Annotated in this window: 25 protein-coding genes, 1 tRNA gene and 3 pseudogenes; 11 read left to right on the top strand and 18 right to left on the bottom strand. The window is 43.3% G+C overall.

Going from position 1 to position 24,790, the window contains the following annotated elements; all coding sequences use genetic code 11:
• The first annotated feature begins 4 nt into the window (after positions 1–4).
• On the top strand, positions 5–898 hold the full coding sequence (gene fabD, locus DACSA_RS16165; RefSeq protein WP_015230776.1) for an ACP S-malonyltransferase: 894 nt from the start codon (positions 5–7) through the stop codon (positions 896–898).
• Between the two features lie 412 nt (positions 899–1,310).
• On the opposite strand, the gene DACSA_RS22650 is transcribed toward fabD, so the two are convergent.
• Positions 1,311–1,439, bottom strand: a complete 129-nt coding sequence (locus DACSA_RS22650) for a hypothetical protein (RefSeq protein WP_269544610.1) — start codon at positions 1,437–1,439, stop codon at positions 1,311–1,313.
• Between the two features lie 59 nt (positions 1,440–1,498).
• On the opposite strand from DACSA_RS22650, the gene DACSA_RS22310 reads away from it, so the two are divergent.
• Together DACSA_RS22310 and DACSA_RS16155 are read left to right on the top strand one after the other, a co-directional pair.
• Complete coding sequence (locus DACSA_RS22310) at positions 1,499–1,861, top strand: DUF433 domain-containing protein (RefSeq protein WP_232225114.1); 363 nt, start codon at positions 1,499–1,501, stop codon at positions 1,859–1,861.
• Entirely contained in the window at positions 1,747–2,535 is a 789-nt protein-coding gene (locus DACSA_RS16155; RefSeq protein ID WP_332248607.1) for an RNA-guided endonuclease InsQ/TnpB family protein, read from the top strand. Before DACSA_RS22310 ends, DACSA_RS16155 begins: the two co-directional genes overlap by 115 nt.
• 244 nt (positions 2,536–2,779) lie before the next feature.
• On the opposite strand, the gene DACSA_RS21025 is transcribed toward DACSA_RS16155, so the two are convergent.
• On the bottom strand, positions 2,780–2,953 hold the full coding sequence (locus DACSA_RS21025) for a hypothetical protein (RefSeq protein ID WP_015230775.1): 174 nt from the start codon (positions 2,951–2,953) through the stop codon (positions 2,780–2,782).
• Between the two features lie 474 nt (positions 2,954–3,427).
• A complete protein-coding gene (locus DACSA_RS21020; protein ID WP_156800828.1) occupies positions 3,428–3,694 on the bottom strand; it encodes a hypothetical protein in 267 nt (88 codons plus the stop codon).
• An 89-nt stretch (positions 3,695–3,783) separates the two neighbouring features.
• Between DACSA_RS21020 and DACSA_RS16150 the strand changes: the two genes are divergently transcribed.
• Positions 3,784–4,179, top strand: a complete 396-nt coding sequence (locus DACSA_RS16150) for a hypothetical protein (protein ID WP_015230774.1) — start codon at positions 3,784–3,786, stop codon at positions 4,177–4,179.
• 10 nt (positions 4,180–4,189) lie between these two features.
• On the opposite strand, the gene DACSA_RS16145 is transcribed toward DACSA_RS16150, so the two are convergent.
• The 4 genes from DACSA_RS16145 to DACSA_RS21755 all read right to left on the bottom strand — a co-directional run bounded on the left by DACSA_RS16145 (position 4,190) and on the right by DACSA_RS21755 (position 6,243).
• Entirely contained in the window at positions 4,190–4,540 is a 351-nt protein-coding gene (locus tag DACSA_RS16145; RefSeq protein ID WP_015230773.1) for a DUF5615 family PIN-like protein, read from the bottom strand.
• Positions 4,541–4,555: 15 nt separating this feature from the next.
• Positions 4,556–4,885, bottom strand: coding sequence for a DUF433 domain-containing protein (locus tag DACSA_RS16140; protein WP_015230772.1), 330 nt, complete (start codon positions 4,883–4,885; stop codon positions 4,556–4,558).
• Positions 4,886–5,626: 741 nt separating this feature from the next.
• Positions 5,627–6,010 carry a type II toxin-antitoxin system VapC family toxin gene (locus DACSA_RS16135; RefSeq protein ID WP_015230771.1) on the bottom strand — a complete coding sequence of 128 codons (384 nt, stop codon included), beginning with the start codon at positions 6,008–6,010 and terminating at the stop codon, positions 5,627–5,629.
• Positions 6,007–6,243, bottom strand: a complete 237-nt coding sequence (locus DACSA_RS21755) for a type II toxin-antitoxin system Phd/YefM family antitoxin (RefSeq protein WP_015230770.1) — start codon at positions 6,241–6,243, stop codon at positions 6,007–6,009. The genes DACSA_RS16135 and DACSA_RS21755 overlap by 4 nt, the downstream gene beginning before the upstream one ends.
• Before the next feature lie 216 nt (positions 6,244–6,459).
• On the opposite strand from DACSA_RS21755, the gene DACSA_RS16125 reads away from it, so the two are divergent.
• The 3 genes from DACSA_RS16125 (at position 6,460) to DACSA_RS16120 (ending at position 9,851) form a co-directional block, all read left to right on the top strand.
• On the top strand, positions 6,460–9,066 hold the full coding sequence (locus DACSA_RS16125) for a M1 family metallopeptidase (RefSeq protein ID WP_015230769.1): 2,607 nt from the start codon (positions 6,460–6,462) through the stop codon (positions 9,064–9,066).
• A complete protein-coding gene (locus tag DACSA_RS19415; protein WP_015230768.1) occupies positions 9,063–9,788 on the top strand; it encodes an HAD family hydrolase in 726 nt (241 codons plus the stop codon). The genes DACSA_RS16125 and DACSA_RS19415 overlap by 4 nt, the downstream gene beginning before the upstream one ends.
• Positions 9,779–9,851, top strand: a tRNA-Ala gene (locus DACSA_RS16120). The genes DACSA_RS19415 and DACSA_RS16120 overlap by 10 nt, the downstream gene beginning before the upstream one ends.
• A gap of 352 nt (positions 9,852–10,203) precedes the next feature.
• Here DACSA_RS16120 and DACSA_RS16115 read toward each other — a convergent pair.
• From DACSA_RS16115 to DACSA_RS16080, 8 genes and pseudogenes are all read right to left on the bottom strand, one after another.
• Positions 10,204–10,734: an NAD(P)H-quinone oxidoreductase subunit J gene (locus DACSA_RS16115; protein WP_015230767.1), complete on the bottom strand. Its 531-nt coding sequence runs from the start codon at positions 10,732–10,734 to the stop codon at positions 10,204–10,206.
• Position 10,735: 1 nt separating this feature from the next.
• Positions 10,736–11,464: an NADH-quinone oxidoreductase subunit NuoB gene (gene nuoB, locus DACSA_RS16110; RefSeq protein WP_041235544.1), complete on the bottom strand. Its 729-nt coding sequence runs from the start codon at positions 11,462–11,464 to the stop codon at positions 10,736–10,738.
• Positions 11,465–11,478: 14 nt separating this feature from the next.
• Positions 11,479–11,841: a photosynthetic/respiratory NAD(P)H-quinone oxidoreductase subunit C gene (ndhC, locus tag DACSA_RS16105; protein ID WP_015230765.1), complete on the bottom strand. Its 363-nt coding sequence runs from the start codon at positions 11,839–11,841 to the stop codon at positions 11,479–11,481.
• Between the two features lie 237 nt (positions 11,842–12,078).
• Positions 12,079–12,195: a photosystem I reaction center subunit VIII gene (locus tag DACSA_RS16100; RefSeq protein WP_015230764.1), complete on the bottom strand. Its 117-nt coding sequence runs from the start codon at positions 12,193–12,195 to the stop codon at positions 12,079–12,081.
• 61 nt (positions 12,196–12,256) lie between these two features.
• Entirely contained in the window at positions 12,257–12,757 is a 501-nt protein-coding gene (locus DACSA_RS16095; RefSeq protein ID WP_015230763.1) for a photosystem I reaction center protein subunit XI, read from the bottom strand.
• A gap of 115 nt (positions 12,758–12,872) precedes the next feature.
• Positions 12,873–13,046 (bottom strand): hypothetical protein, encoded by a 174-nt coding sequence (locus DACSA_RS22305; protein WP_232225113.1) that lies wholly within the window; start codon positions 13,044–13,046, stop codon positions 12,873–12,875.
• A 168-nt stretch (positions 13,047–13,214) separates the two neighbouring features.
• Positions 13,215–14,645, bottom strand: coding sequence for a RecQ family ATP-dependent DNA helicase (locus tag DACSA_RS16085; RefSeq protein WP_015230762.1), 1,431 nt, complete (start codon positions 14,643–14,645; stop codon positions 13,215–13,217).
• Between the two features lie 131 nt (positions 14,646–14,776).
• Positions 14,777–15,415, bottom strand: a pseudogene (locus DACSA_RS16080) (group II intron maturase-specific domain-containing protein); the annotation flags it as partial.
• A 129-nt stretch (positions 15,416–15,544) separates the two neighbouring features.
• Here DACSA_RS16080 and DACSA_RS16070 point away from each other — a divergent pair.
• Positions 15,545–17,009, top strand: a pseudogene (locus tag DACSA_RS16070) (IS5 family transposase).
• Between the two features lie 531 nt (positions 17,010–17,540).
• Here the strand turns inward: DACSA_RS16070 and ltrA are convergent.
• On the bottom strand, positions 17,541–19,442 hold the full coding sequence (gene ltrA / locus DACSA_RS16065; RefSeq protein WP_015228746.1) for a group II intron reverse transcriptase/maturase: 1,902 nt from the start codon (positions 19,440–19,442) through the stop codon (positions 17,541–17,543).
• Between the two features lie 892 nt (positions 19,443–20,334).
• Positions 20,335–21,170, bottom strand: a pseudogene (locus tag DACSA_RS16060) (RNA-guided endonuclease InsQ/TnpB family protein); the annotation flags it as partial.
• A 166-nt stretch (positions 21,171–21,336) separates the two neighbouring features.
• Here DACSA_RS16060 and DACSA_RS16055 point away from each other — a divergent pair.
• Positions 21,337–21,729 (top strand): DUF4346 domain-containing protein, encoded by a 393-nt coding sequence (locus DACSA_RS16055; RefSeq protein WP_015230760.1) that lies wholly within the window; start codon positions 21,337–21,339, stop codon positions 21,727–21,729.
• Here DACSA_RS16055 and psb32 read toward each other — a convergent pair.
• A complete protein-coding gene (psb32, locus tag DACSA_RS16050) occupies positions 21,726–22,454 on the bottom strand; it encodes a photosystem II repair protein Psb32 (RefSeq protein ID WP_015230759.1) in 729 nt (242 codons plus the stop codon). The genes DACSA_RS16055 and psb32 overlap by 4 nt on opposite strands.
• A 203-nt stretch (positions 22,455–22,657) precedes the next feature.
• Here psb32 and DACSA_RS16045 point away from each other — a divergent pair, with 203 nt between their 5' ends.
• Entirely contained in the window at positions 22,658–23,206 is a 549-nt protein-coding gene (locus DACSA_RS16045; RefSeq protein ID WP_015230758.1) for an SRPBCC family protein, read from the top strand.
• Entirely contained in the window at positions 23,199–24,749 is a 1,551-nt protein-coding gene (locus DACSA_RS16040; RefSeq protein WP_015230757.1) for a phytoene desaturase family protein, read from the top strand. The genes DACSA_RS16045 and DACSA_RS16040 overlap by 8 nt, the downstream gene beginning before the upstream one ends.
• Positions 24,750–24,790: the final 41 nt, after the last annotated feature.

The raw sequence follows: 24,790 nt of genomic DNA, 5'->3' as shown, positions 1-24,790 counted from the left end.
AAAAATGAGTAAACTTGCTTTCGTTTTTCCTGGACAGGGTTCGCAAACCGTCGGTATGGATACCGATTTAGGAGAAACAACTCTGGGAAAGGAACGATTTCAACAAGCAGAAACAATCCTCGGCTGGTCGGTTTTAGAGGTTTGTCATCAAGAAGAGGAACAACTGTCTCGCACCCTTTACACGCAACCCTGTCTCTATGTGGTGGAGTCCATTCTCATTGATTTATTACTGGAGGAAGGACGACAGTTTCCCCAGTATGTCGCGGGTCATAGTTTAGGGGAATACAGTGCTTTGTATGCGGCGCGAGTGTTTGGTTTTGAAGCGGGTTTACGATTGGTGCAGCAGCGAGCAAAATTGATGGAAACTGCTGCTGGTGGGAAGATGGTTGCCCTAATGAAGTTCGATCGCACTCAATTAGACGAAGCGCTCGCTCAAGATAGTGATGTGGTTCTCGCCAACGATAACAGTCCGCAACAAGTGGTGATTTCAGGAACACCAGAAGCGGTTGATGCGGTTTTAGCGGAAGTTAAAACCAAACGAGCAATCCCCTTAAATGTCTCTGGTGCGTTTCATTCTCCCCTGATGGCAGGGGTTGCCCAAGATTTTAAGCAACTGCTAGATGAGGTTAATTTTGGGGACGCGATCGTTCCTGTTTTATCCAATGTTGATCCTACTCCCACCACCGATGCAACTACTCTCAAAAGCCGTCTCATGGAACAAATGACAGGAACGGTACGCTGGCGAGAAATACTGCTGAAACTCGCATCGGAAGGAGTTTCGGAATTGAAAGAGATCGGTCCGGGTAATGTCTTAACGGGTCTGTGTAAGCGTACCTGTCCTGAGATTGCACTCCACAACATTTCTCGCGCTGTGGAATGCACAGAACCGATCGATTAAGCGAACGATCGCGATCGATTCACCCCCAACTGTTGTAAGATGTAGGGGGTGAAACTCAGGGTCACGCCAAGAAGATTTTCCCCACAGCATTAAACCGTTTTTTCGTCAACCCTTCGCTGCAAACTTTAACATTGACTGGTAAAAATTGGTTTAAACTCTTTCCCAAAAACTTGACAAGATTTGAAAATCAGCCACGAAATCATCAGTCTTTGAGGTAGATAAATTGATAAAAGCACAAACCATCCCGTGGGATTATCGTTTCGAGTATCATAGCTGAGAAGGCGTAATCTCGTCAATATTTTTCCCGATCAAAAAATGGTTAAGAAGTGTAAAGGACAGGGTTTGATATAAAAATCTAATTGAGTGAGAGAGTCTAATTAGTTGTCTTAATACAACTTGACCGAATTACAGATTATTGGTAAAAATGTTGGGTTTCGTTTCCTCCACCCATTGCAGTGACCAGTAAGCAGTGAACAAATAACGAATAACGAATAACGAATAACGAATAACGAATATTGATGTTGGGTTTCGTCTTCTCCACCGAATCTAATCCTTTTTAAGGTTTCAGATACCATGAGGGAAAAAGGAGAAGTGCAAAAGATGAATTCTCGTTTAGTTGATTCTCTGGTTAATTTAATTGAATCCCTAGATAGCGAAGATTACACCCTACTCCTGCAAAAGCTGACTGAACGCACGATTCAAAAACATCCGAATATTTGTCAGGGTTATGCACGAATTCGGAACACTCGCATCCCAGTTTGGACTTTGGTTAGTTTTCGTCAACAGGGGGCAAATGAACAAGAAAGGGGGGAAAAGAAGGGGGGATTTGGCAAATTGACTTACCAAAAATTGGGAAAGTTAGAATCAATGTTCACCGTCCAATTCCTGATGGATTCAAAGTTAAGCAAGTTCGAGTCATCAGAAAAGCAGACCGATGGTATGTTTCAGTTTGTATTCAATTAGATGTTAATGTTCCTGAACCACAACCTCATGGTCACGCTTTAGGAGTTGACATTGGGTTAGAGAAATTTTTAGCAACCAGTGATGGGGTTCTCGTCAAACCGCCGAAGTTTTTTAAGAAAATGCAAAGCAAGTTGGGATTACTGCAACGCCGACTTTCTAGAAAACAAAAGCGGTCAAAGAATTACGAGAAACAACGCATCAAGGTGGCGAGAATGCACCACAAAATTAGTAACACTCGAAAAGATTTCCACTATAAACAAGCTCACGCCTTGTGCGATGCTGGTGACATGATCTTCATGGAAGATTTGGATTACCGCATTACGGCTAAAGGAATGCTTGGGAAAGAAATGTTGGATGGCGGTTTTGGACAATTCCGAACCATTACTCAACAAGTCTGTTGGAAACGTGGAAAGTTTTTTAGTGTTGTTGATGCAAGGGGATCAAGTCAAACTTGTCCAAATTGTGGTGTTCATGTCAAAAAAGACTTGAGCGTTAGAGTGCATAGTTGTCCTGAATGTAGCTATGAAGCGGACAGAGATGTTGCAGCCGCTCAAGTCTTAAGAAATCGAGGTGAAGATTTAGTACGGCGGGACTCGTCGGAAAGGAAACTGCCTGCTACCGATGGGAAATCCCATCAAGAGCGATCTGTCGGGGGATTGGGAAACCAGTCCTAGATCAGTGCGACGCAGGAAATCTTTTGGCTGTGAGGCTAGAAGCCCTCGGTGTAATCTTTGATTCACCGAGGGAGAATGTCACTGTTCAAGAATATGAAGCGTAATGATTAGGCTTTTAATGATTTATACCATTTTGGAAAAGTAAAGTTACATTTAAGCCCCCCAAACTTGGGCAGGGCTGTTTCATTCTATTTTTTTGGTTATTCCAGATGTTAGGAATAGCAGGGGTTTTACGGCTTTTTTCTTAAGAAAAAGCCAAATTAGAAGAAATTGGCGCGATCGCGCCACCCCGTAGGGGTTTTAGGCGATCGCTTTCGATTTTAACACCGAGAATGAAACAGCCCTGCCAAACTTGGGGGGTTGGGGGGCTTAAGGTAGAGGGTAGGGTGGGCAAGGCAAACCCTACAATATGTAACATTTACTCTCACATGGTTTACCGTTCGATCGAATCCACAGAACCGATCGATCGCGATCGATTCACCCCCAACTGTTGTATGATGTAGGGGGTGAGACTCAGGGTCACGCCAAGAAGATTTTCCCCACAGCATTAAACCGTTTTTTCGTCAACCCTTCGCTGCAAACTGTAACATTGACTGGTAAAAATTGGTTTAAACTCTTTCCCAAAAACTTGACAAGATTTGAAAACTAGCCACGAAATCATCAGTCTTTGAGGTGGATAAATTGATGAAAGCACAGACCATCCCGTGGGATTATTGTTTCGAGTATCATAGCTGAAAAGGCGTATTCTCGTCATCCGTACTCCCGAACCAAGTTCGGGAGCCTGCGGATGACCGTTGCTCAATATTTTTCCCGATCGAAAAATGGTTAAGAAGTGTAAAGGACAGGGTTTGATATAAAAATCTAATTGATTGAGAGAGTCTAATTAGTTGTCTTAATACGACTTGACCGAATTACAGATTATTGGTAAAGAATGTTGGGTTTCGTTTCCTCCACCCATTGCAGTGACCAGTGACCAGTGATCAGTGATCAGTAAGCAGTAATCAGTGATCAGTGACCAATGTAGAGACGTTCCTGTTACTGAGCTTGTCGAAGTATGGAACGTCTCCCAGTGACCAGTAAGCAGTGAACAAATAACGAATAACGAATAACGAATAACGAATAACGAATATTGATGTTGGGTTTCGTCTTCTCCACCCAACCTACGTTTTACAGTAATCAGTTCAATTCACCCCCAACTGTTACTCGATCGCGGTATGGTTGAAGAAAAAAGGACGACTCAATTTGGTTATGAAATTAGACTCTTTCTCCGTGACTGCGACCCTCACTTTAGCCACAATGGGAGTAATTTCCTTTCCGCAAGCTGCCGCCAGTCAACTCACCCCACAAGGCTGGGGAGCAGTCGGTGTAGAAGACAGCGACGTTAGTTATTCTCTCGGCGTTCGTTGGTTTGACTTTGGAGTAGAACTCGGTGGTCGTGAAGACGGCGCTACTGGTGTTGACGTGCTAAAGTTTGTCAGTTTTCCCTTGCTTTCTCCCTATGTTGGTGTTGGTTTGTATTCTGACGCAGAAGATGATGTAGCGATCTCTGGGGGATTACAAGTGCGTCCTCCAGGTAATGTATTTGTGGGAGTCGGTTATCATTCGGTGCGCGGTGTCAATGGACAACTCGGCATTAAGTTCTAAGACTAATATTCTAGGGAAATGGGATGAAAAGGATACGGCTGTCATATTCTTCTGGTAGGCTACAGAGAACAAACAATTCTAAGTCATCGAGGATTCTCTTAATCGAAGCAGTTGCTATTACCTCAACCACTCCTGGCATTGTTAGTCCTTTGTTGACACGATCATAAGCATACATAGTAATCGTTGCCACATCATGGGTAAGTAATATTCTTTGTTCACGGGCTGCCCACTCCAAGATAGTTAAGTCATCAGCGTTCATCAAGCCAACATCCTGAACACGAACTAGGTCTAGGTCAGGTAAACGCCTAATCAAGCCTCGTGATATAGTACCATTGAAATTTTCGTCAGTTAGTAAACGCACTGAGATATTACCAATTTAGGATTGACGGCGATCGAGCAAACGTTGCCTTAAACCAACTAAGTTGTTATCTCGAGCAATCTGCTGTCTTCGGTGTTCAGCCTGATGACGACGTTGGTCTAAATACTCCTCAACCTGTTGAGGATGAGTAAGATAGTATGTAATTCCCGCGTAAATTTCCGCTAGAGTCAACGTTGGATATTGCACGGCAATCTCTTCAGGTGTTGAGCCACTTTGGTAAGCTACAAGCAGACTGTCAAGGGTGACGCGAGTCTGACCAACGCGAATCCCTCCAGCTTCATCTACCTTTAGGGGAAGGGTTATGGAATGAATTTCAATTTGACTCATAACATGATAAATATACTGATCTTCATAGGGTTGGTATCTATTCTACATTTTTGGTTAAGGTAACATCATTATTTTTTGAATCAGTTTTTTGTTGATTGACAGTCTCACTCCGTTTAGGATTAAGAGTAAATAAGCGAACTAAATCTAATCAAACTTATAACAAGCGCAATGACGAAAACTCAAAGAAGATTAACTAGGGCTTGCTGAAAAAGTCCATTGGTTGGTTTAGTAAGGCAAGAGGCAAGTTGCCTTAGGCAAGAGGGTTGATTAATCGGTAAGATTTCAAAGTTTTGATGCAGGGTTTTCACTATTGAGCGTTCAATTTCCTTGCACTTTTTTGAGGGGTTAAGAGCCTTAAAGCCTCATTGGGTAAAGGTTTCAGTTTTATTCAGTAAGCCCTAACTAACTCGCCATTTCGTTATCCAGGGGGAAAATTTTATGCACGGAAACTTATTTTAGCTTGTTTACCTAACCATGATAAATAAGGCGTTTCCAAATTTTAGAAGGATTTCTTTTTCCATAATCCTTAGTTTGCTATCAGGTGAGACTATCAGTCAACTGACTCACAGTCACGTTAGAGAGGAGCGATCGAGCTTCCCTTCCCTTCATAAAATCTAACGGCGATCATGCCTGAAAACAGCGATCGCCCCTGAACAAGAGGAAAATTGCCATGATTGTTGGGTTTCATCCTTCAACCCAACCTACAAAACTACAAAACTACAAAACTACAAAACTACAAAACTATATAACGCTCACTGAATAGGCACGAATGGCTACATCTACTGTTGCAATGGTTAAACCGTTTTGTAAGGTTTGACAGATCAGCATTCTGTCAAAGGGATCGCGATGTAATAGGGGGAGTTTAGCCAGTTGAAGCACACTACTCTCGTCAAGGGCAAGACTAGAAATTTGATGAAGATCGCGCTGTTTGGGCAAGTAGCTTTCGGGATGTTCTGGCAAAGGTAGCTTACCTAACTGATATTTAACAATTGCTTCCCAAATTGAAACTGAGCTTAGATAAACTTCATTTTCTTGATCACGAATTGCATCTCGAAGATCGCTTAGTAATCTAGTATCGCCACTAATAAACCATAAAAAAATATGTGTATCCAGCAGAATCCTCATCTACCTTCAAATCCACTGAGCAAATCTTCAGGTAAAGGAGCATCGAAATCATCGGGAACAGTAAACTCACCTGCACATAAACCAAAGGGTCGTAACGATTTGCTATTGGCAATGGGTTTGATTTCAGCGATCGGCTGCTCAGATTTAATAATAATCAGAGTTTCACCTGCTTCGACTTGCTGAAGGTATTTCTGGGGGTTTTGTTGTATTTCATCAAAAGTGACATTCAACATAATTGTTAAGTTCTGAAGTTAATCAGATGCTATCACACTTTTATAGCGCGATCGCGCAAGACATAACACAATTGACGCTCTGCCATCAAATCAAATCTTCGACAAGCTCAGATGCCGATGATGATGGGAGTCTTCTTGCGGATTAAGATAAACAGCGAGGAATCAAGTTCTAACGCTACCCTAGAGAAAAATACAGCAACTGTTACAGCCTGAGTAATGAAATATAGCTATTTTCTCTTTGATACAGAAGACAACAAACGTAAATCCTTTATCCTTCCAGGTGCGAAACCTCACTACACCCCCGATCGTCCTGGCAATGTCCAACACATCTTCCTTGATCTAACGTTAGATATTCCCAACCAGTGTTTTCGAGGAAGTAGTACCATCACCCTAAAACCCGTTCAACAGGGACTTACTCAGCTTACCCTCGATGCAGAAGATTTAACCATCGAAACCGTTAAAATCAATCAGGTGAGTCAACCTTTCCATTACGACGGAAAACAACTCCAAATCCAACTGCTACAACCGACAACTTTTAACCCGATCGATCTCGTCATCCACTACAGCGTTGATCATCCCAGTCGCGGACTCTATTTTATCCAACCCGATTCCGACTATCCCGATAAACCGACACAAGTTTGGACACAAGGAGAAGACGAAGACTCTCGCTTCTGGTTTCCCTGTTTCGACTATCCTGGACAACTGGCGACTTCAGAAATACGAGTAACAGTCGCGAAACCCTATGTTGCTATTTCTAACGGTGAATTAGTCAACACAGAAGACCAAGGCGAAAACACCGTTTATCACTGGCGACAAAATCAAGTCCATCCCACTTATTTGATGACTCTCGCGGTAGGAGATTTCGCCAAAATTGAGGATAAATGGAATGATGTTCCTGTGGAATACTATGTGGAAAAAGGACGGGAAGCAGACGCGAAACGCACAATGGGGAAAACGCCGCAGATGATTGAGTTTTTCTCCCAACAGTTTGGTTATGCTTATCCTTACCCCAAATATGCACAAGTGTGTGTGGCAGATTTTATTTTCGGTGGGATGGAAAACACTTCTACAACTCTACTCACCGATCGATGCTTGCTAGATGAGAGAGCCACTTTAGATCACACTCGCGCTGAGAGTTTAGTCGCCCATGAACTGGCGCATCAGTGGTTCGGAGATTTACTTGTGATCAAACATTGGTCTCATGCTTGGATTAAAGAAGGAATGGCTTCTTATTCAGAAGTGTTATGGACAGAAAACGAGTATGGGAAAGATGATGCCGCGTATTACATCCTAAACGAAGCCAGAAGTTATCTCAGTGAAGATTCTTCCCGTTATCGTCGTCCGATCGTTACTAATGTTTATCGGGAAGCGATCGAACTTTACGATCGTCACCTCTACGAAAAAGGCGCTTGTATCTATCATCTCATCCGAGGACAACTGGGAGAAGAAGGATTTAAGCAAGCCATCCATAATTTCGTTCAAAGAAACGCCCATCACACTGTAGAAACCGTAGATTTATTACGCGCCATTGATGAAGCCACTGGACGAAATCTTGCGCCACTATTCGACCAATACGTCTTCCGAGGTGGACATCCAGACTTTAAAATAAACTATAGCTGGGACGCAACCAACCAATTAGCAAAACTCACAGTCACCCAAACTCAGGGAAAAACCGACAAAGATGTCACCGAAAATGACTTATTTGATCTCACCATTCCTGTTGCGTTTGGTTATGTCTCAGAAGCAGAAGAAGTTTGTTTTGAATACCTTTCCCTTCATCTCCATGAAAAAGAACATAGCTTCTATTTTCCCTTACCGCAACAACCGCAGTTTATCAGCTTTGATCAAGGTAACTATCATCTAAAAACCGTTACCTTAGAGTATCCCGTCAGCGAATTAAAAACCCAACTGAAATTCGATCCCGACGTTACTTCCCGCATTTACGCCGCCGAAGCATTAGGGAAAAAAGGCGGTTTAGAGGTGATTAAAGCCTTGTCTGAACGTTTAAGCAATGATCCCTTTTGGGGAGTGCGTGTAGAAGTGGCGAAACAGTTAGGAAAAATCAAATTAAATCAAGCCATTCCAGAATTGATCAAAGGATTACAAGATGAAAACCCGAAAGTGCGACGATCGATTTTAGAAGGGTTGGGAAACTTCAAAACCGAGGAAAGCTATCAAGCCATTAAACAAGTCGCGCAACAAGGGGATGAGAGTTATTACACTGAAGCCACAGCGTTTCGAGTGTTAGGAAAAATGGCGACGGGAAGTCTGAAAGAGAAAGAAACCGAAGTCATTGCGTTATTCCGTGAGGGATTAGAAAACCGCAGCGGTTGGAATGAAGTTGTCCGAGGTGGAATTATCGGCGGGTTATCGCAAATGAAAACCTCTGAAACCGCAATGACGATGATTTTACCCTACACTGATTCTGGCGTGCCTCAGTCGTTGCGTTTGTCGGCGATTCGTGCTTTAGGAACGGTTTCCAGAGGTCAAGAATCAGCACAAGTAGAAACGATTTTAGAACAATTAGACGCACTTTCGGGAGAAAGTTTCTTCCTCACCCAAGTGTCAGTGGTAAACGCCCTAAAACAGATGCAAACCTCGACAGCCATTTCCATTTTACAAACCTTAGCCGCACAAACCCCTGATGGACGAGTGCGTCGGATGGCGGAAGAAGCGGTGAAAACGGTACAAGAGAAGTTAGGTTCAGAAAAAGGGATGAAAGAGTTACGAGAAGAGTTTGATCAATTGAAAAAGGAAAATCAAGACTTGATTAGTCGTTTGGCAAAATTAGAAGCACTCCAAACTGAGGATGAGGAGAAATGAGTTTAAAGGCGGTATTGTTTGATTTCAATGGTGTAATCATTAAAGATGAGTCAATTCATAAAGAATTGATTGAAGAGATTTTGTTGGGGGAAAATTTGCGTCCTGATGCAGAAGAACATAATCAGCTTTGTTTAGGACGCACCGATCGCGCTTGTTTATCTGCTATCCTTGAACGTCGAGGGAGAGTGGTAACTGAGGAGTATTTAGACAAACTTCTCCGACAAAAAGCACAGAAATATCAAGACTATCTGGAAGCCAAGGAGCAGCTTCCCATTTATCGCGGCGTAGAAGCATTTATTCGTGATTTGTGGGGGGCTGGTTTAGTGATTGCATTGGTGACAGGAGCGAGACGAGAAAATGTAGAGTATGTTCTCGATCGCATGAAAATTAAAGAAGCCTTTGCGGTGATTGTCACCAGTGATGAGATTACGAACAGTAAACCCGATCCAGAAGGGTATTTAACGGCGGTAGAAAGACTTAATGAACTCTACTCCGACTTAAATTTAACCCCTGAACAATGTTTAGTTATTGAAGACACCCCCAGTGGGATTGAAGCCGCCAAACAGGCTAAAATGCAGGTGGTGGGTGTAGCGAATACTTATCCATTTCACATGATGCAGCGACAAGCAAACTGGACAGTGGATTATCTACAAGAATTAGAACTCGAACGAATCAAACAACAGTTTGCAGATGTTAAGATGGTCGATCGAACGGGGAATTAGCTCAGTTGGTAGAGCGCTGCGATCGCACCGCAGAGGTCAGGGGTTCGAGTCCCCTATTCTCCATAATCCAGGTGTAGGTTGGGTGAAGCGAAGCGAAACCCAACATTAATTGTAAGTTGAGTGTAGGTGTAGGTTGGGTGGAGCGAAGCAAAACCCAACACCAATCATAATACCAATTTAAAAAGTAGATGTTACATCTTGTAGGGTGGGCAAGGCAAACCCTACGGTCAATGAGCGAGTTAATTACTCCCCAATTCTAGAAGTGTAGGTGTAGTGTAGGTGTAGGTTGGGTGGAGCGAAGCAAAACCCAACACCAATTAGTCATTAGGTAGGGTGGGCAATGCCCACCCTACAGTCAATGAGCGAGTTAATTACTCCCCAATTCTAGGAAGTGCGTCATTGAGTCTGGTAACAATCAGTAAGCGTGTTGAATCTCGTAAAACTCTGGAGAAACGTAATCCTTACGCAGGGGCCAACCCACCCAATCTTCATTCATTAACATCCGTTTCAAGTTCGGATGTCCATCAAAAACGATGCCATACATATCGTAAGTTTCCCGTTCTTGCCAATCCGCTGCCTTCCAAATCCAATAAACAGAAGGGACACGCGGGTTATCACGAGGTAAAAACACCTTGATCCGAACTTCCTCAGTAGAAGCCGCATCATCAGACACTTTCGCCAGATGATAAAAGCTCACTAACTCCTTACCAGGACCCGCATCATAGCCACCCTGACATTGAAGATAGTTAAAGCCATTTTGATAAAGTGCTGTCGCCACAGGAAGCAGTGCATCTGCTTCCACACGAATGATCTCTACACCGCGATGATCCAATGGCAGAGGTTGGTTATCTAGATTGTTTTCAGTCAACCAAGAAGACACCGCCCCAGCTTCTACCAGTTGTGACGCTTCTTGCTCATTCTGATTTTGAGTTTCTTCTGTTGCCACCTTAAGCCTCCTCTTTTTCCGTTTGGGATTCACTCAACGCTTGAGAAATGGGAGCTTCCATTGCTTCCGCTAACTCTTTCGGAGGAGCTTCCCAAGTGCCTTTACTGAGATATTGTCCATCATGGATGGGAGAAACCACTTTCATGTTGTGAGTGGTGCTGTAATACCGATGGGTTTGTTCAATAAAACCAGAACGCTCTTGAATAGACTCGTTAGCGATTTTTTTCCGCAACTTGATGATCGCGTCGATAATCGCTTCTGGACGAGGCGGACAGCCTGGAATGTAAGCATCCACAGGAATCAGTTTATCAACCCCTCTCACGGCGGTGGGAGAATCGACACTGAACATTCCGCCCGTAATGGTACAAGCGCCCATAGCGATCACATATTTCGGTGCTGGCATTTCTTCATAAAGCCGCACTAACGCGGGGGCCATCTTCATGGTAATCGTGCCAGAAGTGATGATTAAATCCGCTTGACGGGGGCTGCAACGGGGTAACAAGCCAAATCGATCGAAATCAAATCGTGACCCGATGAGCGCCGCAAACTCAATAAAACAGCAAGCCGTCCCATACATCATGGGCCACAAACTGGATAATCGAGACCAGTTATAAAGATCATCAACTGTAGTCAGAATCACGTTTTCTGACAAGTCCTGAGTCACTCCAGTACGAGTTGCGGGATTGATAATCTTTTCTTTCTGCTGTTGTTCTAAAGTTCCTTGATTCATGCTTGATTCAGAATTTATGACCATTCTAATGCTCCTTTGCGCCATGCGTACACTAACGCCACTACCAGAATTGCGATGAAAATTAGAGCTTCCACAAATGCGAGAAGTCCTAATTCATTAAAGGCAACTGCCCAGGGGTATAAAAAAACTGTTTCGACATCGAACACCACGAACACCAGCGCAAACATATAGTAACGGATGTTAAATTGAATCCATGCGCCACCAATGGGTTCCATCCCCGATTCATAGCTGGTACGGGTTTCGGGACCGCCGCTACTGGGTCGTAATAGTTTGGCAGCAGTTAAAGCGATCACAGGGATTAGAGAACAGATTAATAAAAATCCCAAGAAGTATTCATAGCCAGTTAGTGCAAACACGCGCTTATTATCCTCTCGTTAAGTGTGAACTTTGTTTATGTTTCTTTACTTTCTGTTCTCTATCGTATCTTAATCCGTTGTCTCTCATCGGTCATTCGTTGGAGATAATTGATCATTAAGCCCAGATTTCAGTTATTGTAGCGACGATTCAAGATTTCATATACTGAACATTAAACATGAAAAATCCTCTCCTCAGAAGATGAAGAGAGGATGACTTAGCTGATTTCCGAATCGAAATTAGGCTTCAGACTCAATGTAGATAAAGAGTAAACCCATAACTACAGCAGGCATTAATAAACCAACCGCAGGAACTAAAATGAGCGGTAAAAAAGAAGCAGCGTATTCTCCAGTCATATTAAAATGTCCTCAAATAAACAACAAAAAACAATTGCATTCACCGTTAATCCTAGCAATGCTAGTTAACGATTCCTCGTAACATACTATCAACCACTGAGAAGTTTTCGAGAAGGAAATAGGCAACAAAAGCGCCACCCATTGCGCCGACGAAAAAGCCACCTGTGAACTGACTCCACCCTTCACGGGTTTTTAAGTTTTCAGGGGCGCGGTCTTCAAAATAAAGCGCTTTAGAATCGTTGTTAGGGAAAGCGGTTAAGCCGTAAGCGGATAAAGCTCCTGTGGCAATTAAAATGAGTCCAATTGCCGCAATTAAACCGCCTAAATAAGCAGACCCTTCGCTATCCCGTAACGGTCCTAATAGTGTCCAGGGACCAACGAGAAAATAACCGTGAGCCATGCCAATTTCTAAACCGCGTAAGAGCGGAGAAACGCCTTCCCGATACGCTGGGAGGTTGTTAATAAACGCACGGGTAAAACCAGAATCGGAAATTGGCGTAGAAAGATGTCCCACATAGACATCATCGTTGTAAGGTTGAATATATTGCATATTTTCTGCCATGGGCAACTCCTCTCGTTTTTGCAACAAGCAATTAATGATTGATTGAATCGCTTACATTTTACGCTGAGACGGAGACATAAGTTTTAGTTCTATGCTGAAGTGTTAAAAAAGTTTATTAATTTTTGGTAAAATGCAAGGGAGACAAGGGAGACAAGGGAGACAAGGGAGACAAGGGAGCAATGGGAGCAATGGGAGCAATGGGAGCAATGGGAGCAATGGGAGCAATGGGAGCAATGGGAGCAATGGGAGCAATGGGAGCAATGGGAGACAAGGGAGCAATGGGAGACAAGGGAGCGATTTTTCTTCCCCATCTCCCCCATCTCCCCCATCTCCCCCATCTCCCCCATCTCCCCCATCTTCCTCATCTAATGACGAATAACGAATAACGAATGACTGATTGGTGTTGGGTTTCGTAAACTCCACCCAACCTACGTTTTTTGATTGGGTGAACCTGATCTTACTGACGTAAACAGCGATCGCAATTTCCGCAACGAAACCCTTGCGAAGTAAACCCAAACGCCTCTAACAAAAATCGCCAGCGACACTCACGAGTTGATAAAAATTGGTTCATCTGTTGCGGCGGTTTCAATATCTTGGAGAGGTTGACTGGTGTTTGCTTTCGAGACAGTAGCCGATAGTGAAACGGATCAAGCCATTCTAATTGTCCACAACCATGAAGCAAAGCAAGCACGATCGCGCCGTGAGGGGAAATTTCTTCTACTGTCGCCACTTTTCCTTCTGTGGGAATCCTTTTCATTAATTCCCTAGCTTTCTGATATTGCTGACGTAACTGGCGAATAAAATACTGTTCTCGTTGCTTGTCTTCAGGGTAAAGTAAACCTGTGGGTTCACTGACTAAGGTCAAAGCAGTGGCGCGGTTCCCATCTCTTCCTCCCCGTCCTACTTCTTGGAGATATTCTGATAATAACAAGGGCGGTTGATAATGCACCACCCAGCGTAAATCAGGTTTATTAATTCCCATCCCAAAGGCGCAAGTCGCAATTACAAATTGTCGCCTCCCTTCTAACCACTTTTCCTCGATCGAGCGCCGTTCTCCAGCACTTAACCCAGCGTGATAAGGTTCACTTTTATAACCTTTATTGTTTAACCATTGACTTAAAGTTTCTGTCACCGATCGCGATCGAGCGTAAATTAATCCTGACTGCTGTTTCCGTTGCTGAATAAAAGAGAGTAAATTTTGCTTACGTTGTGCTGGTGTACAAACCCGTTTCACCTGTAACTGTAAATTCTGACGATAGGGACTTTCCTTAAAATAGGTCGGGGTTTGCAACTTTAACGCCGTTTCAATGGTTTGACAGGCTTCTAAATCTGCGGTTGCGGTAAACGCGGCGATCGAGATTTGACTCCCTTGAGGCTTAAACTGTAATAAGGTTTCTCTCACCACCCCTAAACGGCGATAGGCGGGACGAAACGTTTCCCCCCACTGTACTAAACAATGAGCCTCATCAAGCATCAAGCCATTAATCATTAATTCTGGTGCAATTAAGCGCTCCCAAATGTGCGGACTCAATAGACTTTCTGGGGAAAGATACAGCAAACGCAAGGCTTGGCTTTCCAATTGCTTTAGAATCTCTTTTCGTTGGCGACGATCGATCTCACTATGAAACGACGCGGCGGGTAATCCTCGCTGTTTTAAATCTTGAACTTGATTCTCCATCAACGCCACTAGAGGAGAAACCACCAACGTTAACCCCGTTTGTAATAAAGCAGGTAATTGGAAACAAATCGACTTACCGCCTCCAGTGGGTAATACCACCAAAACATCCTTTTTCTCTAGGAGACAACGGACAATTTCCCCCTGTGGCGGACGAAAATCGGGGTAGCCCCAAACGGTTTGTAATCGATCGCGCACTTGCTCCCAATCCATAACCCGTTAAACTAATTGAACCTCTCCCATTAATATTAAAGTCAGTGAAGAGGTCGCCCCCTCCACTGCTCTCCAAAACGGTGCATGATAGTTTCCCATCACACCGCTCCTCAGTTAAACGGCTATTGTCATTAGCACGTCACCAGCATATCGTTCTCCCATTGGTAATCCTCTGGGATAATGGAAATCACGCGGTCGTAACTCCCATCCGTTCTGGTCTTTTCATCATGGCAATGTCGATGGAGCAGTTGCCAGTTTTTATATTCATCCTTACCACCTTTAGAGCGGGGGACGGTATGGTCAACCTCTAATAAATCTCCATCACGGAAAAACATCCCGCAGTGAGCGCACTTCCCTTTCTGCTTTTTGAGCAACGATGCTGTTCGCTTTGGCATCTCAGGGTGTTTGCCCATTCTTGAACTCCAGTAGATTAAGTCGCCGTCAAAGGGACTTTTACCCCCTTTAACTTTGACATGATAGACAATTGCCGTCTGTGAGTGCTTCATCAGCACCATAGGATTAGACCCTTCACGAGGAGTAGCAAATGTCCATTTGTCGCCACCTATCGTTCGGAAGTATTTGGATTTTACCCACTTTCTCCCTTTGTTCGGATGACGTTTTACACCCCATTTCCATAACTTCCAGAAAATCAAATAGTCTAGCCTTGAGAAGACCTCTTGGCTAACTCCAATTGAGAAGTAATTACACCACCCTCTAATTATGGGGTTGAGTTTGGCAATCAGAACAGCTTGGGACTGTCCCTTATACTTAGGGCTTGCTGAAAAAGGCGCGATCGCCTTCGCCTGTAAGGGTTTGATCTCCTTGGGAACCGACTCTTCTGCAAGAAAATGGGGTAAAATCGAGCAAAACCCTTGCATGAACATTGGTAATTCCCTGAAATGTATCGAAAAATACAATCTGAACCCACTCCCCCAGAAGACTTTTCACTACCCTTTCAGGGACAATTGTCAAGTACCAATCGGTGGATCATTTTAGCTGACATGATTCCCTGGGAAGAATTTGAACAAGAATATGAAAAGTATTTTGATCCCGATCAAGGAGCACCAGCCAAAGAATTTAGAATGGCTAAGTGAGCTTTAATTATCAAAGAAAAGTTAGGTATTAGCGACCGCGAAACGGTTGAGCAAATTCGAGAAAATCCTTATTTACAATACTTTATCGGCTTAAATTCTTATCAAAATGAACCGAGTTTTGATTCTTCAATGTTGGTTCATTTTAGAAAAAGAATCACACCGAAACTAATTAATGAAATTAATCGCCGAGTGGTTGAAGTTCAACAAGAGAAAGAGGAAAATATTCCGCAAGAAGAAAAAAAAAGAAGAAAGTGAATCTGTAAAAAATAAAGGAAAATTAATGCTCGATGCTACTTGTACGCCTTCTGATATTAAGTATCCGACGGATTTAGGATTATTAAATGAAGCGAGAAAGCACACAGAAAAAGTTATTGATAAACTTTATAAAACACAGAAAGGAAAGTTAAAAGCCAAACCAAGAACTTATCGAAAAAAAGCAAGAAAGGATTATTTAGCGATTGCTAAGCAAAAAAAACCTTCCCGAAAAAAGCGCACTCAAGCTATCAAAAAGCAGTTACAATATTTAAAAAGAAACTTGAAGCATATTGATGAATTAGTAAACTTAGGAGCCGAGCTTACTGTTTTAAAAAGAAGAGACTATCAACTGTTATTAGTCGTTCAAGAAATTTACCGTCAACAACTTGGGATGTTTGATAACAAAAAGAACAGTATTGAAGATAGGATTGTGAGTTTAACTCAGCCGTATCTTCGTCCAATAGTAAGGGGAAAGGCTAGACAAAATACAGAATTCGGGGCAAAAATCTCTGCTAGTTATTATGATGGTTTTGTGTTTTTAGACCACTTAAGTTGGGATAACTTTAATGAATCAAAAGATTTGAAAGCACAAGTCGAAGCGTTTAGAAATTATACGGGGCATTATCCAGAATCGGTTCATGTCGATCAAATTTATCGAAGTCGAGAAAACCGTGCGTGGTGTAAAGAGAGAGGAATTAGAATCAGTGGCCCTCCTTTGGGGCGCCCGAAGAAATCAGTTAGTTTAGAAGAAAAAAAACAAGCCCAATTAGATGCAAGAATTAGAAATGAAATCGAAGGGAAATTTGGTCAGGGAAAAAGAAGAGAAGGCTTAAATTTAATCATGACAAAACTTTCAAATACTTCAGAAACAGCAATTGCTATCTCCTTTCTAGTAATGAATTTAAACACCTTATTTTCAAGGGGGTATTATCTTCTTTTTTGTCTTTTTTTAGGAAAACTAGACTTATTAATTACTACTCGTTATTCTAAGTGGCTTAAACATAAGCAAATCTAATGTTTAGGCAGTGTTCTTTTCAAGCGCTGGCTTAGGGGGTAGCGATCGCGTACTTTTTCAGCAGACCCTACTTATCTATCACCCCACATATCTTCCGATAGTGCCTTTCCTGACTTTCCTTACTAGGTTTGATGAGTGTCTTGAATCCCAGAATCTGACCTTTTGAATCCCTTCCTGATGTATATTTACCCACCTTATGTTGGCGGATATTAAAGCCGAGGAAATCAAATCCCGCTTTTTCTTCGTTATGATTTTCAAGGGTATGGGCCTTTTGGGTCTCCCAGAGTAAAAGCCTGATTTCTCTGGTTTATATTTGCGATGATTCAAACGTATCCTTAGACCTTGTTCTCCATAGAGACGTGCTAACGGGATTGGGACACAGGCTGTCCTTCCTCTTTCCGCTTCTATTCCCGCTTTACGGATTGATGGCTAGTCGCTACCGTAGGGGTTAACCTAAGCCAAGAGGTCGCCCTCTTGACTCGGCTTCAGAACGGTACGTGAAACTTTCGCTTCATACCGCTCCTCTCCAAACTACGCTGTGTTAACAGCACTTCCCTGCTTAGTTTCCGATTTACGACCTTTCTTGGTTTTCTTTTGGGTTTTCTTTTGACCCTTATTATCCATTTGTCGTTGTCGGTCTTCGGCAGTTTTTTGATGGTGACAATGACGATGGAGTAACTGTAAGTTCTTGTAGTCATCTCTACCCCCTTCAGCTTTGGGGATGATGTGGTCAACTTCTTCTACATCTCCATCCTTAAAGTAAAGTCCACAACGGGTACATTTGCCTTTCTGGCGCTTCATCAGAGTAGCAACCCGTTTTGGTGTGCCAGGATATTCACCCCGACGTTTACTCCAGTACCGCCAGTCTCCATCGTAAGGAGACCTCGTACCCTCGATTTTTATATGTCTTTCAATTGGTGTCCATGCGTGTTTCCACAGTTCGTGCGTACCCGCAACAGGAGAGTTTGGTACATCGGAAGGAGTTGAAAAGACCCATTTTGCGTTTCTCTTTTCTCCATCTAAATTTTTCTCCTTAGTCAAATGAAAGTATCTTTCTTCACACCATTTGAGGGTTTTATTAGGATGACGGCGTTTTGTCCAGCGACGTAATTTGTTATAGACTGAGTTGTCTATGTGTTGGAACGTTTCTTTCGAGCAGACTGTTTTGTGATAGTTGCACCAACCCATGATGATGGGATTAAGTTTATCAATGATTACCTCTTGGGATTTACCTTTCATTGAATCTAATACTTCAACAATCTTTTCGTAATGTGTTTTGATACTCTTGTCGCTAGGTTTAATTATTGTTTTGAATCCGAGTAAATTGCCATTTGTGTTTTTTCCTGAGTGTCTCTTCCCGACCTTATATTGTCGGACGTTCCACCCTAGAAAGTCGAACCCTGCTTTCGTTTCTTCCGTATCATGCAAGGTATGGCAAATTCTCGTCTTGCTCTCGCTTATTTCTAAGCCTAAGCCATGTAACCACTGTTCAATAAGCGTTTTCGCCTGTTGGATGATGGATTTATCCTTGTGGAGAACAACGAAATCATCTGCATACCTGATAAGAGAGATACTTTTAATATTAGTTTGTTTTTTCCCTTTCCAAGTTTCAGTCCATTGTTTTATGTACTCTTCAAGTCCATGCAGGGCGATGTTTGCCAATAGAGGACTTATCACCCCTCCTTGTGGTGTTCCCTCATTTGTTGGAAACCAATCGCCTCTATCCAATACCCCCGATTTCAACCAAGCTCGAATTTGTCGAGCCATAGTCGGGGTTGTATTCAGTTTTTGTAAGAGAACATTGTGATTTATGCGGTCGAAGCATTTTGAAATGTCAGCATCTAAAACCCATTTGGATTTTTGTTTGATAGCCGAATATATTGCTCCGCACGCATCATGGCAAGAACGTCCTGGTCTGAATCCGTATGAGTTAGGCTCGAATTTTGCTTCCCATTCTGGTTCTAAAGCCAATTTGAGAAGTGCTTGCCTCGCACGGTCTTCCATTACTGGAATACCCAAGCCACGTTTTTCTTTGCGACCTGGTTTTGGAATCCAGACCCGTCTTAAGGATTTCCCCTTCCCTGTAAGGGTCAGGTTTTCAGCAAGGCTCAACCGTTGTTTAGGACTTAGGCTTTTCACCCCATCTATCCCTGCGGTATTTTTACCTTGGTTATCCTGCGAAATGCGCCGTACTGCTAAGAGCTTGGCACACCAAGACCGTAACAATAATCTTTGGAGTTTGTGAACTTTAGCCACGTCACCACTTTGAGAAGCTCGATAAATCCGCTTTTGGAGCTTAAACACCCGTATTTCAACCTCCTTCCAGTCAATCTGACTCCACTCCGTCTCTGCCATGAGATTAAACCCAAAGCCTAACCAGAGCATTAAAAAGGTCTTTGTCCGAGCATCACATTTATACCTGATTTGGTTCATAACTTTACTCTACTTTACTTATTATCTTCGTAATCTAAAGTGGATACGTCTGCTTGTCCTTCCTGTTACAGAAGGCGTTTGCTTCTTATCCAATCCCGCCCTCGCTCAACCCAGCAAATGAGCCAGATATTGCATCCCGACAGACTACTTGAGAAATCGACCTTTCCCAAGAGTATGAACGAGGGTTACTTCGTTCCTAATTTCCATTGATTGAGACCTTAGCCCCCTACTCTCCACCGCACAAATTTGGAGATGTGATATAAGCTATACTAAACTTCTATCCTCTTGTGGTGAGCATATTTCGCTCCCTGCGATCAGCCTTTACGCAGGATTGAAATTACGATGGTTCAAACGTAGGTTCGTTGACTAGACGTAGCCTCTTGCTAGGGATTTACCAGATTAGGCTTCCAGCAGTGACCCCATTTAACCCTGCTTCATCCTCAAGTGGTCAACTCTATAGATGAGGGTTACGCTGTCCTCTCACACCCTGAGAGGGATGGACTTGAATTAACGGGTTATACCCTACCTGTTTCTTAGCCGAAGCTCCACAGATTCTCACCAACATGGAAATCAAGTTGTCAAGGTTTAATACCCCGAAGGGTTCTCACCAAGCTCTGGCTTATACTCCGTAGTTCGAGAGAACTACAGCGTTTTCACCAGAAACGAATCGCACAATATGCTTTCAGTTCAGTGCCTGAACGATAGGACTTGGGTTGTTATGGGATTTCCCTTCCAGTGGTCTTAGCCGAGGCTACACTGGTCACTCTCACCTATAAGGTCACAGAGTTGTCATCTGAGAGGGATTAAAGTGCGAACTCTACCTAATCGGTTACCCCTCAGAAGCCAGTCGTCCCCATCACTACGAAAGTGTGTTTAGACTGAACGAATCGCACTCTCTATCTTGCTCATACCCACAATCTGGACACTTATGTACCCGTTCAGAAAGTGTTTTCTTGCCGCAGTTAACCCCACATTCAGGACAAAGCTGATATCTCTCCAGCGACGAGAACCTTTTTTCTTATTCTTGAGTTGACCTTGCAGCGATTTCAGCTTGCCTTCAGATTCTTTCAAGAACTTATGACCTTTAATCAGTTCCCCTTCGCTGGTCGCTAAAAATTTCTCCAATCCTAAATCAATTCCAATAGGGTAGCCGTGAGCAGGAACATCAGGAACATTAACATCTAATTGAAGGATGATATTAGCATAGTACCCACTAGCTTTCTTAATCACCCTGACCTGTTTAGGAACAAATCCTTCAGGAATTGGACGAGAAAGAACTAACTTCAGTTTTCCTAATTTCGGAAGAGTGATCGTTTTCCCTTGAATACAGTCTGGTTTAACTTGGGGAAGGACAAAAGAACGCATCTTTTTCTTGAACCGAGGAAAACCAAACCCTCTTTTCCACATATTGGCAAAGGCTTCATCCAATACTTTCAGTGTTTGTTGAAGTACCTGAGATTGAGGAATGGATAATCGAGGAAACTTTTTCTTCGCCACTCCTAGACTTTTACACTGTCTTGCATAAGTTGGTCTAGGAGCATCGGGAGGAATGATATACTCGGATTCAAGGGAACAGCGATCAATTGGACATTTTCTAGAATTCACCCAGTCTTTACGCTCTCTCAAGGCAAAATTATAAACAGACTTACAAATACCAAGCCATTCATCAATGGCAGAAGCCTGTTTTTTATTAACTTTGAGCTTAAATTGGTAGTTGAGACTGAGCATTTTAGAAAATGACCGTTACTTTCTAAAGTTTAGCACAATATGATTGAGGATGTCCTGTCGGAATGAAAGTTTGTTTGGTGACGATTCATTCCTCATTAACCTAACGGTATAATGAGGGCATTCTCGTCACATTCTCGGTAAAGGAGAATACAATACAAAACTGTCTATGACTCAAGTAAATCTTACTACGAACCTCAGCGCGATCGATAACGAACTATCGAAACGCCATATTAACCTCGATCCAGGGGGCTACTTTATCATCTACCTCGATCGAGCAGAAGGATTAATCTGTGCTAAACACTATAACAACCTAGTGGATGAACAAGGCTTCGCCCTACACCCCATCACGGGAGAGAGACTTTCCGCAAAATGTAACGATGCCAATCAGGTAGCAACTACCATTTACACTGGACGCACCGCCAAAGAATTATGCGTCAAGCTCTTTGAAGAAACCGAACCCTGTCCAGTCACTCAAGCCAACCACGCCGCCTATCTGGGACGGGAATTAATGCGAGCCGAAATTGCACTGATACAGGGTAGCGAATACGTGCAAGACTAATTCGTCAACAGCACATAAGCGAAATAAGTTGCCATAGGAATCACCGTCGCCACAATCAGTAAACCGACAACCCAAATCGTTGAATTTTGGGTGTCAGTGTCTTCGGCTTTAGTGAACGTTCCTTCCACTCGAATGTCATCTTGAACCTCTGGGGGGCCTGGATCAGGTTTGCCAGCTAGAACCATTCCCAAGCGATCGCTTGCATCAAGGAACGCTCTGTTATACTTATTATCCTCTCGAATGGGAACGCCAATTGTATCTTCAACTACACTTGTGGCGATTTCTTCTGGGAGACGATCTTTTAAACTTTCACTAACCCGAATCGTGGCGTTATTGGTGATAGTATCAAACACCAATAATACTTTATCCTGTTTGTCGGCGGCGGTAGGATACCACTGACTGAATAACTCATCAGCGAAACTATCCACCGTTTCCCCATAATTCAAGCGACGAATCACCGCCAACTTAATGTCAGCGTTGGTATTCTCAGCAATATCTTGAAGGATTTTATTTAATTTTCCTTCATTGCTACGGCTGATTACTTCTGCTTGATCCACCACGTAAACTGATTCCTCCTCGCTGATGTTAGGGAGATCACGAGGACTGGTGGCGGCGTGAACGGGAAACGCCGTCATCACAAACATGAAGCAAGGAATGAACAACAGCAACAGTAATTGTTGATAGGAGTTTAGTTTGATTACAATTTGTTTCAAAAGTTGTGACATAACTTTAATTTTTGCTAGAAATAAGCGTAATTTATCTGAATCCGCAATGAAGATGCTCAATTCGCTCCGAATCTATCATAATCGGTAAGGGAGCGGTAAAAAATAGAAGTCGAGATGTTGATTTGATCGGTAGATCGATTGCGGTCAATCGGATAAATCAATTATGTCAAAACTTAAATGCAGTGTCTAATAACTAGAAAATCGTGATTGATCCACAAGTTAATAACGAAAATGAAGCGTCTAATACAGATTTAGAAGCACAGTTGGATGAGGTAAAGATTGAGACAGAAGAGGTGGCAAAACGTCAAAGACGGATTACCAGCGCGATCTCGATCGAGCATCCAAGAGAAGCAGTTTGGCAAGTGCTAACGGATTATGAATCACTCCCAGAGTTTATTCCCAGTTTAGAAAAAAGTCAACGCTTAGAGCATCCCGAAGGAGAGAAAGTACGCTTGGAACAAGTGGGAAAACAACGCTTGTTCAAGGTTAATTTTAGTGCGCGGGTGGTGTTAGATTTAACGGAAATGCCACCGTCACGGATTGATTTTGAGATGGTAGAGGGAGATTTTAAGGCGTTCTCTGGGTATTGGTCACTAGAAGAAGCAGACCAGAAAACTGAGTTAATTTATAGTATATTTGTATGGCCCCCGCGCACGATGCCAGTGAGTTTGATTGAGCGTCGGTTGAGTCTGGATTTATCCTTAAATTTAGTGGCAATTCGTCAACGAGTGGGAATAGTTCATAGTGAGTAACGATCGAGATGTAATTATTATTGGCAGTGGGATTGGTGGTTTGTGTGCTGGGGCGTTATTGGCTCGTTACGGCTTCCAAGTGACGGTTTGCGAGAGTCACACCATCCCTGGTGGGGCTGCCCATGGCTTTGAACGTGACGGCTATTTGTTTGATTCGGGTCCCTCTTTATATTCAGGATTATCAGCCCCGTCGGCGAATCCCTTAAGACAAGTTCTCGACGCGATCGAGGAAGAAGTGACCTGCATCAATTACGACACTTGGGGCTGTTGGCTGCCAGAAGGGAACTTTAACATGGCAGTAGGAGCAGAACAATTTTGTCAAGTGTTACGGGAGTTACGAGGGGAAAAAGCGGTTAGGGAGTGGCGAAACCTACAGGAGATGATGACTCCTTTAGGGAAAGCATCAATGGCGCTTCCCCCAACTGCGGTGCGTTCAGATTGGGGAATCCTGCGAACCTTACTCCCGTTTCTTCCGAATTTGATTCAACAGGGAGGTCAAACTTTACAATTGATGGGAGCATTCGATCGGATTCGAGATCAAGTGATCAGCGATCGATTTTTGCGAAACTGGCTCGATTTGTTGTGTTATCTCCTGTCTGGTTTACCCGCTAATGGCACGAGTGCGGCGGAAATGGCGTTTATGTTTGCCGATTGGTATCGCCCTAATGTCAAACTCGATTATCCTGTGGGAGGAAGTGCCGCGTTAGTGGAGGCACTGGTAAGAGGCTTAAAAAAATACGGGGGAGAATTACGCTTAGGGGCGACCGTTGCAGAAATTTTAATTGAAGGGAAACGTGCGGTAGGAGTCCGTTTAAAAAATGGGGACACCCTGAAAGCATCAAAGGCGGTGGTTTCTAATGCGTCGGTTTGGGATACGTTGAAATTACTCCCCAAAAATAAAATCCCTCAAGGGTTTCAAAAGGAAAAAGAGACAATTCCCCAATGTCCTAGTTTCATGCACTTACATTTAGGGATAGATGGGACAGATATTCCTGAAACGCTCCCCTGTCATCATATTATCGTTAATGATTGGGAAAAAGGCGTTACCGCACCGCAAAATGTGGTTTTAGTGTCGATTCCCTCTTTGCTTGATCCCTCCCTTGCGCCATCGGGAAAGCACGTCATCCACGCTTACACCCCAGCCAGTGAACCTTACGAACTTTGGGAAGGATTAGACCGTAAGAGTAAAGCCTATCAACAACAGAAAGAGGAACGCTCAAAAGTCCTGTGGGAAGCAGTTTCGAGAGTAATTCCCCAAGTGCGCGATCGCGCTGAGGTGACATTAATCGGAACGCCCCTCACCCATGAACGCTTTTTAAGACGACATCGCGGGACTTATGGCCCAGCCATTAGTGCCAAAACTGGATTTTTCCCAGGTGCGACCACACCTTGGCAAGGATTACTGTGTTGTGGTGATTCCACCTTCCCTGGAATTGGTTTACCTGCGGTGGCAGCGAGTGGCGCGATCGCGGCAAATAGTGTGGCTTCAGTCGAGCAACATCTGCAATTATTGAGAGATACAGGTTCGCTCAATCAATCATAAAAAGTAGGTTGGGTGAAAACCCAACAGCAAACCCTAAGTAA

The organism is Dactylococcopsis salina PCC 8305 (genome assembly GCF_000317615.1).
Taxonomy (GTDB): domain Bacteria; phylum Cyanobacteriota; class Cyanobacteriia; order Cyanobacteriales; family Rubidibacteraceae; genus Halothece; species Halothece salina.
Note: the sequence above shows the minus strand (reverse complement) of the source record. Positions and strands in the feature narration are given on the sequence as shown.